This window comes from Pseudomonas sp. PA-1-3F (assembly GCF_021609665.1).
GTDB lineage: Bacteria > Pseudomonadota > Gammaproteobacteria > Pseudomonadales > Pseudomonadaceae > Aquipseudomonas > Aquipseudomonas paracarnis.
In genome coordinates, this window is the sequence record NZ_WJZD01000008.1 from 148,318 (window position 1) to 163,862 (window position 15,545).

Genomic DNA, 15,545 nt, shown 5'->3' on the forward strand with positions numbered 1-15,545 from the left:
ATACCTGATGTAGACGCATGCTTTTCTGTGGGAGCGGGCTTGCCCGCGATGCTGGCGACGCGGTTTAGCGTTGAAATCGTGTTGATGCCATCGCGGGCAAGCCCGCTCCCACATAAGCAGTCTGCATCCCTAATTTTTTATCCGCTGCCAGCCCTGCTTCGCGGCGGATTTGTTGCGTCACTGCACTGTCATCTTTCTGTCATACAGGATCGCTAGGGTGTGCGCATGAATGATCTGGCCAATTCCACCATGACGACGACTTCCCCTCCCAAGCGCATTGATTTCAATACGCCTGAGCTGCAACGCAAGCGCCGCATCCGCGCGCTCAAGGATCGCTTCACCCGTTGGTATGTGCTGGTCGGCGGCCTCGCCGTGCTGGCCGCCATTACCCTGATCTTCTTCTTCCTCGCCTATGTGGTTGCGCCATTGTTCCAGGGCGCCTCGTTGACCAAGGAAGACGCGTTGACGCCCGCTTGGATGCAGGACGCCGGCAAGCCGTTGATGATCTCCCTCGAAGAACAGAACCAGGTCGCCATGCGGGTTTCCGACAAGGGCCAGGCGCTGTTCTTTGCCGTGGACACCGGTGCCGAGCTCAAGCGTGTCGACCTGCCGATTCCGGCCGGTACCAGTGTTGCTTCCATTGGTGAAGATCAGCCGGGCAGCCCGCTGGTGATTCTCGGCTTGTCCAATGGCCAGTCTTTGGTGTTCCGCCACACCTACAAGGTGTCGTACCCGGACGGCAAGAAAACCATCACCCCAGCGATCGAGTACCCCTACGGCGAAACGCCGATCGTGCTGGATGACACCGGTCGTCCCCTGGAACACGTTGCGCTCAACGCCACCGATACCTCCCTGGTGGTGGCAGGTTCCGCCGGTTCGCACTTGAACGTGCTGACCCTGAGCCGTGAAGAAAACATGATGACTGGTGAGGTCACCAGCGAGCAGAAGCGTGTCGAGCTGCCGCAGATGACAGAGCCGGTGAAGGCGATCTTCATCGACCCACGCCAGCAGTGGCTGTACGTGATCAACGGCCGTGCCCTGGCCGACGTGTTCAGCCTGCGCGACAAGAGCCTCAACGGGCGCTACAAGCTGCTGGAAGACGCCGACACGGAAATCACCGCCAGCACCCAGTTGGTCGGCGGCATCTCGCTGATCCTGGGTAACTCCAAAGGCGGCCTGGCCCAGTGGTTCATGGCCCGTGACCCGGATGGCGAGCAACGCCTGAAGCAGATCCGCACCTTCCAGATGGGCACTGCACCCATCGTCGAAATCAGCGCTGAAGAGCGCCGCAAAGGCTTCACCGCCCTGGATGCTGCTGGCCAGTTCGGCGTGTTCCACAGCACCGCTCACCGCACCTTGCTGGTGGACCCGGTGGTCGACGGTCAGGGTCTGTTCGGCATGTCGCCACGGGCCAACCGTGTGATCGTCGAGGCGGGTGGCAAGCTGCAACCGTTGTTGCTCGACAACCCGCACCCGGAAGTGTCGTGGAGCGCGTTGTGGAGCAAGGTCTGGTACGAGAACTACGACGAGCCTAAATACGTCTGGCAATCCACGGCCGCCAACACCGATTTTGAACCCAAGATGAGCCTGGCCCCGCTGACCTTCGGCACCTTGAAGGCCGCGTTCTACGCCATGTTGCTGGCGGCGCCACTGGCGGTTGCTGCAGCGATCTACACCGCTTACTTCATGGCGCCGAGCCTGCGCCGCAAGGTCAAGCCGGTGATCGAGCTGATGGAAGCCATGCCGACGGTGATCCTCGGATTCTTCGCCGGCCTGTTCCTGGCGCCGTATGTGGAAGGGCACCTGCCGGGCATTTTCAGCCTGTTGATGCTGTTGCCGATTGGCATCCTGGTCGCCGGCTTTGTCTTCAGCCGCTTGCCTGAGTCGATCCGCCTGCGCGTTCCCGATGGCTGGGAAAGCGCGATCCTGATTCCGGTGATCCTGTTCGTGGGTTGGCTCTCGCTGTACATGAGCCCGTACCTGGAAACCTGGTTTTTCGGCGGTGACATGCGCATGTGGATCTCCCACGATCTGGGCATTACCTACGACCAGCGCAACGCGTTGGTGGTCGGCCTGGCCATGGGTTTTGCCGTGATCCCGAACATCTACTCCATCGCCGAAGACGCCGTGTTCAGCGTGCCACGCGGCCTGACCCTGGGGTCCCTGGCACTGGGCGCCACGCCGTGGCAGACCATGACCCGCGTGGTCATCCTCACCGCCAGCCCGGGCATCTTCTCGGCGCTGATGATCGGCATGGGCCGCGCCGTGGGCGAGACCATGATCGTACTGATGGCCACCGGTAACACCCCGGTGATGGAGATGAACCTGTTCGAGGGCCTGCGCACCCTGGCGGCCAACGTTGCGGTGGAGATGCCCGAGTCGGAAGTGGGCGGCAGTCATTACCGCGTGCTGTTCCTCTCGGCGCTGGTGCTGCTGTTGTTCACCTTCATCATGAACACCCTCGCCGAGCTGATTCGTCAGCGTCTGCGCAAGAAATACTCGTCGCTTTAAGAAAGGTAGAAGTCTGTGAAACAGAACTCCCTGAATGGATGGTTCAAGAGCGGCGCCCCCGGCGTCTGGATCAGCGGTGGCGCGGTGTCCATCGCGGTCATCATGACCATTGGTTTGCTGGCTGTGATTGCGGTGCGGGGCCTGGGCCATTTCTGGCCGGCCGACCTGATCCAGGCGAACTACAACGTGCCAGGCCAGGCCAACCACATCGTCATCGGCGAAGTGGTCCAGAAAGAAGAAGTGCCGCGCGAGCGCCTGAAAAGCGCGGGCCTGCCGGTGCCGGACCAAGGCCCGGAATTCATGACCCGTGAGCTGATCAAGGTCGGCAACCGCGACCTGAACGGTAACGACTTCACCTGGATTGTCGGTGAGTGGCTGAAGGACCAGACCAAGCCTGCGAACCTGATGGCCATCGAGCGTCGTGAGTGGGGCAACTTCTACGGCACCCTGGTCAACGTCAAGCAGGACGGCAAGGTGATTGCCGAAGGCGAGGCCGCGTGGCCGGAGCTGCAAGCCCGCGTGGACCGCGTGAACAAGCTGGCCGCTCAGCTCAAGAGCCTGGAAAAAACCGACATTGGCGCGATCAACGCCGGGCTGGAGCGCATCCGCCTGCACGGTCGCAAACTGGAACTGGAAGGCAAGCTCGACGCTGCCGCCCAGGCCGACATGGACGCCGACCGCGCCGAGCTGAACGCCCGCTACCAGGACATCGAAGCGCGCCTGGCCGACCTGCATGCCCAGTTCAACCGCGACGCCCTGACGGCGCGTGACGGCAACGGCAAGGAAGTGGAAATCGGCATCGGCAAAGTGGTGCACGCCTACCAGCCGAACGCCATGGGCACGATGACCAAAATCGGCTTCTACTTCAGCAAGGTCTGGGAATTCCTCAGCGATGACCCACGGGAAGCCAACACCGAAGGCGGGATCTTCCCGGCCATCTTCGGCACCGTGATGATGACCCTGATCATGGCAATGATCGTGACCCCGTTTGGCGTACTGGCCGCGGTGTACCTGCGTGAATACGCCAAGCAGAACACCTTGACGCGCATCATCCGCATCGCCGTGAACAACCTGGCCGGCGTACCGGCCATCGTCTACGGCGTGTTCGGCCTGGGCTTCTTCGTGTATGTACTGGGGGGCTCGGTCGACCGTCTGTTCTTCGCTGAAGCGCTGCCTGCGCCGACCTTTGGTACGCCGGGGTTGCTCTGGGCTTCGCTGACCCTGGCGCTGCTGGCGGTGCCTGTGGTGATCGTGGCCACCGAAGAAGGCCTGGCGCGGATTCCTCGCACCGTGCGTGAAGGCTCCCTGGCGCTCGGCGCGACCAAGGCGGAAACGTTGTGGAAGATCGTGCTGCCAATGGCCAGCCCGGCGATGATGACCGGCATGATTCTCGCCGTGGCCCGTGCCGCCGGTGAGGTGGCACCGCTGATGCTGGTGGGTGTGGTGAAACTGGCGCCGTCGCTGCCGCTGGACGGCAACTATCCGTACCTGCACCTGGACCAGAAGATCATGCACCTGGGCTTCCATATTTATGACGTCGGCTTCCAGAGCCCCAACGTCGAAGCGGCACGGCCTCTGGTGTACGCCACCGCGTTGCTGCTGGTGCTGGTGATCGCCACGCTCAACCTGTCGGCAGTGTGGATTCGTAACCACCTGCGCGAAAAATACAAAGCGCTGGACAGCTGATGCGATCCACTGTGGGCGCTGGCTTGCCTGCGATGGCATCAACGCGGTTTTACTGCAATACCGCGCCGCCCGCATCGCAGGCAAGCCAGCTCCCACAGGGCTCGGTGTCAGGCACAGAATTTGAGTAAGCCGCCCCGGCGGTTCAACGAATGAATTGGTAGCACAGGGAGCATCCCATGCAACACGAAACCCAATCCCACGGCATCAACATGTCTGCCCTGGGTCGCGACAAGCAGAGCCTGAGCCTGGCCCAGGAAACCGTGGCCATCGAAGTCCCCGGCCTGAGCCTGTACTACGGCGACAAGCAGGCGCTGTTCGATGTCAGCATGAACATCCCCAAGCAACGCGTGACCGCCTTCATCGGCCCGTCGGGCTGCGGCAAGTCGACGTTGTTGCGTACCTTCAACCGCATGAATGACCTGGTGGACGGTTGCCGTGTGGAAGGCGCGATCAACCTCTACGGCACCAATATCTACCGCAAGGGCGAAGACGTGGCCGAGCTGCGTCGCCGCGTGGGCATGGTGTTCCAGAAGCCCAACCCGTTCCCCAAGACCATCTACGAAAACGTGGTCTACGGCCTGCGTATCCAGGGTATCAACAAGAAACGCATCCTCGACGAAGCCGTTGAGTGGGCGCTCAAGGGCGCGGCATTGTGGGACGAGGTCAAGGACCGCCTGCACGAATCGGCACTCGGCTTGTCCGGCGGCCAGCAGCAGCGCCTGGTGATCGCCCGTACCATCGCCGTAGAGCCGGAAGTGTTGCTGCTCGACGAACCGTGCTCGGCGCTCGACCCTATCTCCACCTTGAAAGTCGAAGAGCTGATCTACGAGCTCAAGTCCAAGTTCACCATCGTCATCGTGACCCACAACATGCAACAGGCGGCGCGGGTTTCCGACTACACCGCGTTCATGTACATGGGCAAGCTGGTGGAGTTCGGCGACACCGACACCCTGTTCACCAATCCGGCGAAGAAGCAGACCGAAGACTACATCACCGGTCGCTACGGCTAGGAAGCTGTGGTTCTGATTGCACTGACGCTGCGGTTCTCCGCACCTTACCGGACGCTCCAAGGACGCCAACATGATTAGCAAAGAAGGCCTTACCCACCACATCTCCGCGCAGTTCAATGCCGAGCTTGAGGAAGTGCGCAGCCACCTCCTGGCGATGGGCGGTCTGGTGGAGAAGCAAGTCAATGATGCGGTCACCGCGCTGATCGAGGCCGACTCGGGCCTGGCTCAGCAGGTGCGTGAGATTGACGAGCAGATCAACCAGATGGAACGCAATATCGACGAAGAGTGCCTGCGCATTCTTGCCCGCCGCCAGCCAGCGGCCTCGGACCTGCGTTTGATCATCAGCATTTCCAAGTCGGTGATCGACCTGGAGCGCATCGGCGATGAAGCCACCAAGATTGCCCGCCGCGCCATCCAGCTGTGCGAAGAGGGTGAAGCCCCCCGTGGCTACGTGGAGGTGCGCCATATCGGCGATCAGGTGCGCAACATGGTGCGCGATGCCCTCGACGCCTTCGCCCGCTTTGACGCCGAACTGGCGTTGTCGGTGGCACAGTACGACAAGATCATCGACCGCGAATACAAGACTGCGCTGCGCGAGTTGGCCACCTACATGATGGAAGATCCGCGTTCGATCTCGCGGGTCTTGAACATTATCTGGGTGCTGCGCTCCCTGGAGCGTATCGGCGACCACGCGCGCAATATCTCGGAATTGGTGATTTATCTGGTGCGCGGCACCGACGTCCGGCACATGGGCCTAAAGCGCATGAAGGCCGAAGTTGAAGGGACTGCTGATCTAATCCCTAATGTTTCGGGCGAATCTGACGATAAGTAAGGTTGCCCGAGAAATTAACGCCCGGCCTCTGGCCGGGCGTTTTCGTTTGTGGCATCTGAATTTTTTGCACAGCAGGCGCCATAAAGTCCTTCTGTGACCCGCGAGTTTTGGCAAAATGCCATCAGTCAGGCGTTTTGCAGACGTTTTTATAGGATGAAGGGTCGATGAGTAAAGTCAGTGTGTTGGTGGTGGATGACGCCTCGTTTATTCGCGACCTGGTGAAGAAGTGCCTGCGCAATTACTTCCCCGGAATCAAGATCGAAGATGCGGTGAACGGCAAAAAGGCGCAATCCATCCTGATGCGCGAAACCTTCGACCTGGTGCTGTGTGACTGGGAAATGCCGGAAATGTCCGGTATTGAGCTGTTGACCTGGTGCCGCGAGCAAGCGCACCTGAAGGCCATGCCGTTCGTGATGGTGACCAGCCGTGGCGACAAGGAAAACGTGGTGCAGGCCATCCAGGCGGGCGTTTCCGGCTACGTCAGCAAGCCGTTCACCAACGAGCAGTTGCTGAACAAGGTCAAGCAAGCCCTGCACAAGATCGGTCGCCTCGATGCGCTGATAGCCAGCGCGCCGACCAAGATGAACTCAGCCTTCGGCAACGACTCCCTGAGCGCCCTGACCGGCGGCAAACCCGAAGCGGTCAAGCCGGCCGCGGTGGCGGCGCCCAGCAAAGGTTTGCTCAATACACCGCCAGTCAAGGCCCCCGCCGCAGCGGCGCCGGCTGGCAGTCGCGGTCAGGGCCAGTTGCGCCTCGCAAGCGGCACCCAGCAATGCGTGATCAAGGCCCTGAGCATCAAGGAAGCGTTGCTGGTGGTAAAGCGTGGCGAGGTCCTGCCTCAGGTGCTGGAAAGCGCCGTGCTCGACCTTGAACAGGGCGACAACGCCGAAGTCGCACGGCTCAACGGCTACCTGCACGCCATCGTCGCCTACGAGCCCAAGCCCGACAGCGACTGGTTGCAGCTGACCTTCCGCTTTATCGACCAGGATGCGCAGAAGCTGGACTACATTTCCCGCCTGATCGCCCGTGGCACGGCGCAGAAGCATTTCGTGCCGGGTGCGTGAAGCACCGCGACGCCTATCCCCTGTAGGAGCGAGCTTGCTCGCGAAAAACGCCAACGATAACGCGTGCTTCCTGAATAAACGCGGCGCCTGTGAGTTTTTCGCGAGCAAGCTCGCTCCTACAGGGGGCGGCTGGTCTACAGTCAGTCCAGCAACAGCACCTTGGCCAACACGATCTTCGGCCCTTTCATCTTCTTGATGATGATCCGCAAGCCTTCAACTTCCAGCACTTCTTCTTCTTCCGGCACGCGCTTGAGCGTGTCGTAGATCAGGCCGGCCAGGGTTTCGGCTTCGATGTGGTCCAGGTCGACGCCCAACAGGCGTTCCACCTTGAACAACGGCGTGTCGCCACGCACCAGCAGTTTGCCGGGCTGGTAGGCGAGGATGCCGCGCTCGGCCTTGCGATGTTCGTCCTGGATATCGCCCACCAACACTTCCAGCACGTCTTCCATGGTCAAGTAGCCGATGATCTTGCCGTCAGCTTCCTCTACCAGGGCGAAGTGCGCGCCGCCTTTGCGGAACTGCTCCAGCAGTTGCGACAACGGCATATGCCGCGATACGCGTTCCAGCGGGCGGGTCAATTCGGCCAGGTTGAACGATTCGGGGATATGGTCCAGGGCAGCCAGTTCCAGGAGCAAATCCTTGATGTGCAGCAAGCCGACAAACTCGTTGCGCACCGCGTCATACACTGGGTAGCGGCTGAATTTATGGCGACGGAACAGCGCGAGGATTTCCTTGAGCGGGGCGTTGAAGTCCAGGGTCACCAGGTCTTCCCGGGAGTTGGCCCAGTCCACCACTTCCAGCTCGCCCATTTCCACGGCGGAGGCCAGTACGCGCATGCCTTGGTCGCTGGGGTCCTGGCCACGGCTGGAGTGCAGGATCAGCTTGAGTTCTTCGCGGCTGTAATGGTGCTCATGGTGCGGGCCAGGCTCGCCTTGGCCAGCGATACGCAGGATGGCGTTGGCACTGGCGTTGAGCAGGTAGATGGCCGGGTACATCGCCCAGTAGAACAGGTACAGCGGCACGGCCGTCCACAGCGACAGCAACTCGGGTTTGCGAATCGCCCAGGATTTGGGGGCCAGTTCGCCGACCACGATGTGCAGGTAGGAAATCACGAAGAAGGCGGCAAAGAACGACACGCCCTTGATCACTTCCGGCGACTGCACGCCGACCGCGCCCAGCATCGGCTCGAGGATGTGCGCAAAGGCCGGCTCACCGACCCAGCCCAGGCCCAGGGACGCCAGGGTGATACCCAGCTGGCAAGCCGACAGGTAGGCGTCGAGCTGGCTGTGCACGGTACGCAGGATCTGCCCGCGCCAGCCGTTCTTATGGGCGATGGCCTCGACGCGGGTGGCGCGCAGTTTGACCATGGCAAATTCCGCCGCAACGAAGAAACCGTTGAGCAGTACCAGGATCAGTGCAAAAAGAATCATGCCGAAATCGGCGAAGAGTGTAGCGAGGGTAATGCCAGGGGAAGGGTCCATGATGGGGTTTTGCAGGTTCCGTGTGTTCAATAAGGGGTGACAGGTAGGCCTGAAAGGCAGACGCAAGTCGGCCAATGTAGCGGCTGACGGGGCGCTTGCCTAGTGCCCGCTGCCGGGCGGGGCTGCAAAGTCGTGTCGCAGAACCCGTGTGGGAGCTGGCTTGCCTGCGATGGCGGTCTGCCTGCTACCGATAATTTGGCTGACCCGCCGTCATCGCAGGCAAGCCAGCTCCCACAGTGGGCCGTGCTCACTTCCGCTTAATCATCGGCCTCGACCGCTCGCGAACGGTTTACCTGCGCCGGCGCAAAATGACAGGTAAAGGTACTGCCATGCCCCAGCACGCTGCTGATTTCCAGGCGGGCCCGATGGCGCAGCAGCACATGCTTGACGATGGCCAGGCCCAGCCCGGTGCCGCCGGTGTTGGAGTTGCGGCTGGAGTCGACACGGTAGAAGCGCTCGGTCAGGCGCGGCAGGTGCTTGGCGTCGATACCGATACCCGAGTCCTGCACACTCAGGTGCGCGCCGTGCTCGTCGGCCCACCAGCGAATGCGGATATTGCCCTTGTCCTGGGTGTACTTCACCGCGTTGAACACCAGGTTGGAGAATGCACTGCGCAATTCGCCTTCACTGCCCTTGAGCAATACAGTTGGGTCGGCCTCCAGCGTAATTTGCTGCCCGCGTTCGCCCGAGAGGGCCTGGGCATCGTTCTTGATCGTCTGCAACAGGCTCTGCACCGCCACGGGGTGGTTGTCCGAGGGGTAGTCCGTGGCTTCAAGCTTGGCCAGCAACAGCAGGTCGTTAAGCAGGGTTTGCATGCGCGAGCCTTGCACTTGCATCTGCTGCAGGGCGCGGCTCCAGCGCGGGTTGATCTCATCGACATTGTCCAGCAACGTCTCCAGGTAGCCGCAAATCACCGTCAAGGGCGTGCGCAGCTCATGGGAAACGTTGGCGACGAAGTCTTTGCGCATCTGTTCCAACTGGTGGATACGGGTCACATCACGTACCAGCATCAAGTGCTCGTTGTTGCCGTAGCGAGTCAGGTACAGCTGGATGCGCACGCGGTCGTTGGTGGGCGAGGGGATTTCCAGGGCTTCTTCGTAGTTGTCCTGCTCGAAGTATTCCTTGAAGCGCGGGTGACGCACCAGGTTGGTCACCGGCTGGCCGCTGTCCTGGGGCGTCTTGAGGCCCAGCAGAGTCTCGGCGGCACGGTTCCACCACTCCAGGTTGCCGTCGCTGTCGAGCATGATCACCGCGTCCTTGAGCGCGGCAGTGGACTCCTGCACCCGGTCGATCACCGCTTGCAGGCGCCCGCGTACCCGTTGGTCGCGGCGCTGCAGGTGGTAGATGCTGTCGAACACCTCGCCCCACAGGCCATAGCCATCGGGGGGGGCCTCATCGGGTTTGTGCTGGCGCAGCCATTCATGCAGGCGCAGCAATTGTTTGAGGGTCCAGCCCAGGTACAACGCGATGCCCGCAGCCAGGCTCCAGCCGTAGTAGCCGCTGACCAGCCCCACCAACAGGCAGCCGGTGACCAGCAAGAGCATGTGGCGGATCAGGGTGCCATGCCAGTTTTGGTTCAAGGTGCGTCCTTCGGAGCAGTTTCAAGTTTCAAGCTGCAAGCTCCAAGCTTAAGCAGTCCCGCTTTTAACTTGCGGCTTGTGGCTGATTGCTCAACCTTTGGTTGAAAACCGATAGCCGGTACCGCGCACGGTTTGTACCAGATTCTCGTACGCGTCGCCCAAGGCTTTGCGCAGGCGGCGGATATGCACGTCCACAGTGCGCTCTTCCACATAGACGTTGCCCCCCCATACCTGGTCGAGCAGTTGGCCACGGGTGTAGGCGCGCTCCTGGTGAGTCATGAAGAATTGCAACAGGCGGTATTCGGTCGGCCCCATCTCCGCAGGCTTGCCGTCGATGGTCACTCGGTGGCTGATCGGGTCCAGGATCAAGCCGTCGACTTCGATAGGCGCTTCGCCATCGGTCGGGCCGGCGCGGCGCAGCACGGCTTTGAGGCGCGCCACCAGTTCCCGTGGGGAAAACGGCTTGGTGATGTAGTCATCGGCACCCACTTCCAGGCCCTGGATCTTGTTGTCCTCTTCGCCCTTGGCGGTGAGCATGATGATCGGGATATCCCCGGTCAGCTCGTCACGCTTGAGACGGCGGGCCAATTCGATGCCCGAGGTGCCGGGCAGCATCCAGTCGAGCAGGATCAGGTCCGGCTTGCGGTCGACGATAATGGCGTGGGCCTGCTGGGAGTTCTCCGCCTCCAGGCAGTCATAGCCGGCCATTTCCAACGCGACGGCGATCATTTCGCGAATGGGCGCTTCGTCGTCAACGATCAGAATGCTCCTGCCAACCATGCTCAATCCTCTTGTCATTTAACTGTCTTGCGCCGCATTAGATAACGGAATTATTGCAGTCGTGTGACAGTAATTTAGTCGCTTGGGCAATTAACGGCACTCTGAACTACCCTTTGGGTCCGAATCCTGACAACCACAAAAGGAAGGTTCCGATGACTTACAGCACTGTTTCCTGGAAAACCCTGCTGGTATCTGCGGTGTTGACGCTGCCAGGGTTGGCGTTTGCGGCAGAGCCGGCGATGACCCAAGACGGGACGTTGGTGGACCACAAGGGCATGACGCTCTACACCTTCGACAAGGACGCTGATGGCAAATCAGTGTGCAAGGACCAGTGCGCGACCAACTGGCCACCGCTGAAGGCAGAGTCCACCGACACCAAGACCGGCGATTGGACGGTGATCACCCGCGACGACCAGACCAGCCAGTGGGCCTACAAAGGCAAGCCTGTCTACACCTACAAGGACGACAAGAAAGCCGGTGACAAGACCGGTGATGGCAAAGGTAGCGTCTGGCACATCATCAAGCCCTGACTAAGCGGCGGCTTGGAGGCCTTCGCGAGCAAGCCCGCTCCCACTTTTGATTTGCGAATACAGTCAAATGTGGGAGCGGGCTTGCCCGCGATGGCGTCCCAACAGTCACCACAGAATCCTCAGCGAACCGCGTAATCCACCACGATCCCGACAAAAATCGCCAACCCCGCCCAGTGATTATGCAAGAACGCCTTGAAGCACTTCATGCGGTCCCTGTCCCGTGTGTACCAGAACTCCCAGACAAAACAGCCCGCTGCCGCCAGCAACCCGAGGTGGAACCACCCGCCCAGCTCGAACCGTGCGCCGGCCAGCAACAGGCACGCCAGCGCCAGGCCTTGCAGGGTGAGGATGATCACGCGGTCAGCGTCACCGAACAGAATGGCGGTGGATTTCACCCCGATCTTCAAATCGTCATCGCGGTCGGTCATGGCGTAATAGGTGTCGTAGCCCACCGTCCACAACAGGTTGGCGATGTACAGCAGCCACGCGGTGGCAGGCAAATGGCCGGTCTCGGCGGTAAACGCCATCGGCATGCCCCAGGAAAACGCTGCGCCCAGCACCACTTGGGGGTAATAGGTGTAGCGCTTCATGAACGGGTAGCTTGCCGCCAGTGCGAGGCCGCCCAGGGACAGCAGGATGGTGCTGGCATTGGTCAGCAGCACCAGCAGGAAACTGATGCCCATCAGCACGGCAAAAAACACCAGCGCTTCCTTCGAACTGATCTTGCCGCTAACCAGCGGGCGTTGCTCGGTGCGTTTCACATGGCCATCGACCTTGCGGTCGGCCCAGTCATTGATCACGCAGCCGCCGGCCCGGGTGAGTACCACGCCCAGCACGAAAATCACGATATTGATCAGTGACGGCGAACCCTTGCCGGCGATCCACAGGGCCCACAGCGTCGGCCACAGCAGCAGGTAGATGCCGATGGGCTTGTCCATGCGCGTCAACTGAATGAAATCCCAGGCCCTGGGGTTCAGGCGGTTCAAGGACTTGAGCAGACGTTGGTACATCAGCAGTTCTCCGGATGATCTTGCAGCGCGTGCCAGAAACTGGGCAGGAAGACTTCCGCCACCAGCACGCTCAGCGCCCCGCGGTCGAAGCGCGAGCGGCGCGCCCACAGATTATCGGCCTGGTCCGCTGTCGGCAGCCAGGCACGAGGGTAGTGACACACTTCAATGGCCTGGCGGGTAAAGGCGCGGTCGCAGAACAGCAACTCGCCCAGCGAGCGGCTGCCCAGTTCGTCCATGTGCAGCCCGTCGCCCTGCAAGGCACTGCGGGCCGCCACGCTGCGGGCGAACACCCAAGGCTGGCCGTGCCCGCGCAAATACACCTCGCGTACCCAACCGATACTGGCCGGCGGCAGGTCCAGGGCGGCGCATTCGTCGTCGCGCAACGGTTGCCAGCCTTCGAACAGCGGCGTCACGCTGAAGCCCTCGTTGGACAGCCACGTCAGCCGTCGCGTCAGCGAGCCTTCGTCAAACAGCCAGTTGAGGGTCAAGGGCGTGGGCAAGGGGCTCAGAAGGCTCTGGGTCAGCCATTGGCAAGCATCGGGAAGGGCGATTGAGTGCGGCACGGTGAGTCAGTATTGGCAGCAAAAGAGGCGGCGAGCTTACCATGGCACCCTGGGCTTTTGCCGTGCCAAACCCGTCGTTTGCGTCGAACGTGCTTGCATCTGCCGGCCCCGATCAGTACAAAACGCCCTGAGCCGCGCGGCAACGCTGGATCCATCGACCGCCGGCCAACACGCCTGAACCTGAGGAAGCATGTAATGAAGAAGTGGCAATGTATCGTCTGTGGCCTTATCTATAACGAAGCGGACGGCTGGCCGGATGACGGTATTGCACCAGGCACTTTGTGGCAGGACGTCCCGGAAGACTGGCTGTGCCCGGACTGCGGCGTGGGTAAGTCGGACTTCGAAATGATCGAAATCGCGTAATCCCGAATTTAAGAAACGTACTACAAGGAGAAAGGAATGAACGCACCTGTCGTGATCATCGGCACAGGATTGGCCGGTTACAACGTCGCCCGGGAGTTTCGCAAGCTCGACAGCGAGACCCCGTTGCTGCTGATCACTGCCGATGACGGACGCTCCTACTCCAAGCCCATGCTCTCCACCGGCTTTGGCAAGAACAAGGAAGCCGATGGCCTGAGCATGGCCGAACCTGGCGCCATGGCCGAGCAACTCAAGGCCCAGGTGCGCACCCATACGCGCATCAGCGGCATCGACCCAGGCCACAAGCGCCTGTGGATCGGCGAGGAAGCGGTGACCTACCGCGACCTGGTCCTGGCCTGGGGCGCAGAAACCGTGCGCGTACCGGTCGAAGGCGATGCGGCTGAGCTGATTTTCCCGATCAACGACCTGGAAGACTACGCACGCTTTCGTGCCGCTGCTGCCGGCAAACGGCGCGTGCTGCTGCTTGGCGCTGGCCTGATCGGCTGTGAGTTTGCCAATGATCTGATCCTGGGCGGCTATGAAATCGACCTGGTCGCGCCGTGTGAGCAAGTCATGCCGACCCTGCTGCACCCGGCGGCAGCCGCAGCGGTGCAAGCCGGGCTGGAAGGCATCGGCGCGCGTTTCCACCTGGGCCCGGTGCTCAATCGCCTGCAACGCACGGCTGATGGCCTTGAAGCGCACCTGTCGGACGGTGAAGTGATCCACTGTGACCTGGTGGTGTCTGCCATTGGCCTGCGCCCGCGTGTAGACCTGGCCGCAGCGGCCGGCCTGCAAATCAACCGCGGGATCATGGTGGACCGCCACCTCAAGACCTCCCACGCCAATATCTATGCCCTGGGCGACTGCGCCGAGGTGGATGGCCTGAACCTGTTGTACGTGATGCCGCTGATGAGCTGCGCCCGTGCCCTGGCGCAAACCCTGGCCGGCAATGCCACGGCGGTGAGCTATGGACCGATGCCCATCACCGTGAAAACCCCGGTGTGCCCGCTGGTGGTATCACCTGCGCCACGAGGCACTGAAGGCGTCTGGAGTGTCGAAGGGCAGGGTGCCGACATCAAGGCCCTGTGCCGCGATGCCAGCGGCCGCCTGCTGGGTTACGCACTGACTGGCAGCGCTGTCATGGAAAAACTGGCGCTGAACAAAGAACTTCCGCCGTTACTGGCGTAAATACCACCCGTTCTGTCGCAAACATCACGTTCATACCCCGAGAAAGGCCCCCGCGAGACTGGCGCGGCGCCCGAGGGCATGCCATCCTCACTCCCGTCTGCCGCAGAGTAGAGCCTGCGGCGCCTTGGCGCTGCTCCACCAGAGAGCAGCACGGACATAACAACAAAAAACCGTCAAAGAGGCTTCACATATGCGTAAACCAGATCTCGCAGCCGCTATCGCTGAAAAAGCCGATCTCACCAAAGAACAGGCCAACCGCGTCCTCAACGCCGTCCTCGAAGAAATCACCGGCGCCCTGCACCGCAAGGACAGCGTCACCCTGGTCGGCTTCGGCACTTTCCTGCAACGCCACCGCGGCGCCCGCACCGGCAAAAACCCGCAAACCGGTGAGCCAGTGAAAATCAAGGCGAGCAACACCGTAGCGTTCAAGCCGGGCAAGTCGCTCAAAGACAGCGTCAACCCGTAAGTTAAGCGGTACCGTCTCGAAGGGAGGCGGGGCGGTAAAGAAGATGGGCACGCCGACTGGGTCGGGTGCCCATTTTTTGTTGGGTGCTGATGCGTATGCCAGATTAAGCCAGCTCGCCTAATCGCATTTTCAGAGCGTCGATTTGTTCCTCCACTGCGTTGATAACATCGGCACTGTCGCCCCACATATCAAGAAACCCCCATTCGTCATTGGGCGGATCAATCAGTTGGGTCAGTATTGAAATAGCCTGCTCGATCAGGGGTTTGAGTTGTGCCAGATATTCAGCTGGCCATATATAGGGGTTGCCTAGGGTTTGTAATAGATAACAGGCAGCCCTAAAGGCGTCATAACGTTCTTCAGCGGGATCAAACTGGCTGATTTCGTTGATCAAGACCGCAAAATTTTGTTGCTTCCAGAACTCCTGAAACCAGTCCGCGGCTTCATCGTTTTCCCAAGGGTTGTAATTCCAGGCGCCCATTTTTGA

General features: G+C 61.0%; 15 protein-coding genes. 9 read left to right on the top strand and 6 right to left on the bottom strand.

Annotation, left to right across the window (positions count from 1 at the left end; all coding sequences use genetic code 11):
* Positions 1-477 precede the first annotated feature (477 nt).
* The 5 genes from GIV26_RS07845 (at position 478) to GIV26_RS07865 (ending at position 7,103) form a co-directional block, all read left to right on the top strand.
* The gene (locus GIV26_RS07845; protein ID WP_181004880.1) at positions 478-2,511 is read left to right on the top strand and encodes an ABC transporter permease subunit; all 2,034 of its coding nucleotides are present in this window, start codon (positions 478-480) and stop codon (positions 2,509-2,511) included.
* A gap of 15 nt (positions 2,512-2,526) precedes the next feature.
* On the top strand, positions 2,527-4,197 hold the full coding sequence (gene pstA / locus GIV26_RS07850) for a phosphate ABC transporter permease PstA (protein ID WP_034129126.1): 1,671 nt from the start codon (positions 2,527-2,529) through the stop codon (positions 4,195-4,197).
* Between the two features lie 176 nt (positions 4,198-4,373).
* Positions 4,374-5,207 carry a phosphate ABC transporter ATP-binding protein PstB gene (gene pstB / locus GIV26_RS07855; protein WP_003195626.1) on the top strand — a complete coding sequence of 278 codons (834 nt, stop codon included), beginning with the start codon at positions 4,374-4,376 and terminating at the stop codon, positions 5,205-5,207.
* A gap of 70 nt (positions 5,208-5,277) precedes the next feature.
* On the top strand, positions 5,278-6,039 hold the full coding sequence (phoU, locus tag GIV26_RS07860; protein ID WP_003195624.1) for a phosphate signaling complex protein PhoU: 762 nt from the start codon (positions 5,278-5,280) through the stop codon (positions 6,037-6,039).
* Between the two features lie 164 nt (positions 6,040-6,203).
* On the top strand, positions 6,204-7,103 hold the full coding sequence (locus GIV26_RS07865; RefSeq protein WP_102665838.1) for a response regulator: 900 nt from the start codon (positions 6,204-6,206) through the stop codon (positions 7,101-7,103).
* 140 nt (positions 7,104-7,243) lie between these two features.
* On the opposite strand, the gene GIV26_RS07870 is transcribed toward GIV26_RS07865, so the two are convergent.
* From GIV26_RS07870 to phoB, 3 genes are all read right to left on the bottom strand, one after another.
* Entirely contained in the window at positions 7,244-8,584 is a 1,341-nt protein-coding gene (locus GIV26_RS07870) for a hemolysin family protein (RefSeq protein WP_003195620.1), read from the bottom strand.
* A 257-nt stretch (positions 8,585-8,841) separates the two neighbouring features.
* A complete protein-coding gene (phoR, locus tag GIV26_RS07875) occupies positions 8,842-10,128 on the bottom strand; it encodes a phosphate regulon sensor histidine kinase PhoR (RefSeq protein ID WP_233097291.1) in 1,287 nt (428 codons plus the stop codon).
* A gap of 126 nt (positions 10,129-10,254) precedes the next feature.
* Positions 10,255-10,944: a phosphate regulon transcriptional regulator PhoB gene (gene phoB / locus GIV26_RS07880; protein ID WP_003195617.1), complete on the bottom strand. Its 690-nt coding sequence runs from the start codon at positions 10,942-10,944 to the stop codon at positions 10,255-10,257.
* A gap of 152 nt (positions 10,945-11,096) precedes the next feature.
* On the opposite strand from phoB, the gene GIV26_RS07885 reads away from it, so the two are divergent.
* On the top strand, positions 11,097-11,474 hold the full coding sequence (locus GIV26_RS07885; RefSeq protein ID WP_236280005.1) for a COG4315 family predicted lipoprotein: 378 nt from the start codon (positions 11,097-11,099) through the stop codon (positions 11,472-11,474).
* Positions 11,475-11,593: 119 nt separating this feature from the next.
* Here GIV26_RS07885 and ubiA read toward each other — a convergent pair whose 3' ends face one another.
* On the bottom strand, positions 11,594-12,484 hold the full coding sequence (gene ubiA, locus GIV26_RS07890) for a 4-hydroxybenzoate octaprenyltransferase (protein WP_014720511.1): 891 nt from the start codon (positions 12,482-12,484) through the stop codon (positions 11,594-11,596).
* A complete protein-coding gene (locus GIV26_RS07895; RefSeq protein WP_034129121.1) occupies positions 12,484-13,047 on the bottom strand; it encodes a chorismate--pyruvate lyase family protein in 564 nt (187 codons plus the stop codon). The genes ubiA and GIV26_RS07895 overlap by 1 nt, the downstream gene beginning before the upstream one ends.
* A gap of 195 nt (positions 13,048-13,242) precedes the next feature.
* On the opposite strand from GIV26_RS07895, the gene GIV26_RS07900 reads away from it, so the two are divergent.
* From GIV26_RS07900 to GIV26_RS07910, 3 genes are all read left to right on the top strand, one after another.
* Positions 13,243-13,410 carry a rubredoxin gene (locus GIV26_RS07900; protein WP_014720509.1) on the top strand — a complete coding sequence of 56 codons (168 nt, stop codon included), beginning with the start codon at positions 13,243-13,245 and terminating at the stop codon, positions 13,408-13,410.
* Positions 13,411-13,446: 36 nt separating this feature from the next.
* Positions 13,447-14,595, top strand: coding sequence for an NAD(P)/FAD-dependent oxidoreductase (locus GIV26_RS07905; RefSeq protein WP_003195591.1), 1,149 nt, complete (start codon positions 13,447-13,449; stop codon positions 14,593-14,595).
* A gap of 190 nt (positions 14,596-14,785) precedes the next feature.
* A complete protein-coding gene (locus GIV26_RS07910) occupies positions 14,786-15,061 on the top strand; it encodes an HU family DNA-binding protein (protein ID WP_003195589.1) in 276 nt (91 codons plus the stop codon).
* A 103-nt stretch (positions 15,062-15,164) separates the two neighbouring features.
* On the opposite strand, the gene GIV26_RS07915 is transcribed toward GIV26_RS07910, so the two are convergent.
* On the bottom strand, positions 15,165-15,539 hold the full coding sequence (locus tag GIV26_RS07915; protein WP_044269929.1) for a DUF4259 domain-containing protein: 375 nt from the start codon (positions 15,537-15,539) through the stop codon (positions 15,165-15,167).
* Between the last annotated feature and the right edge of the window lie 6 nt (positions 15,540-15,545).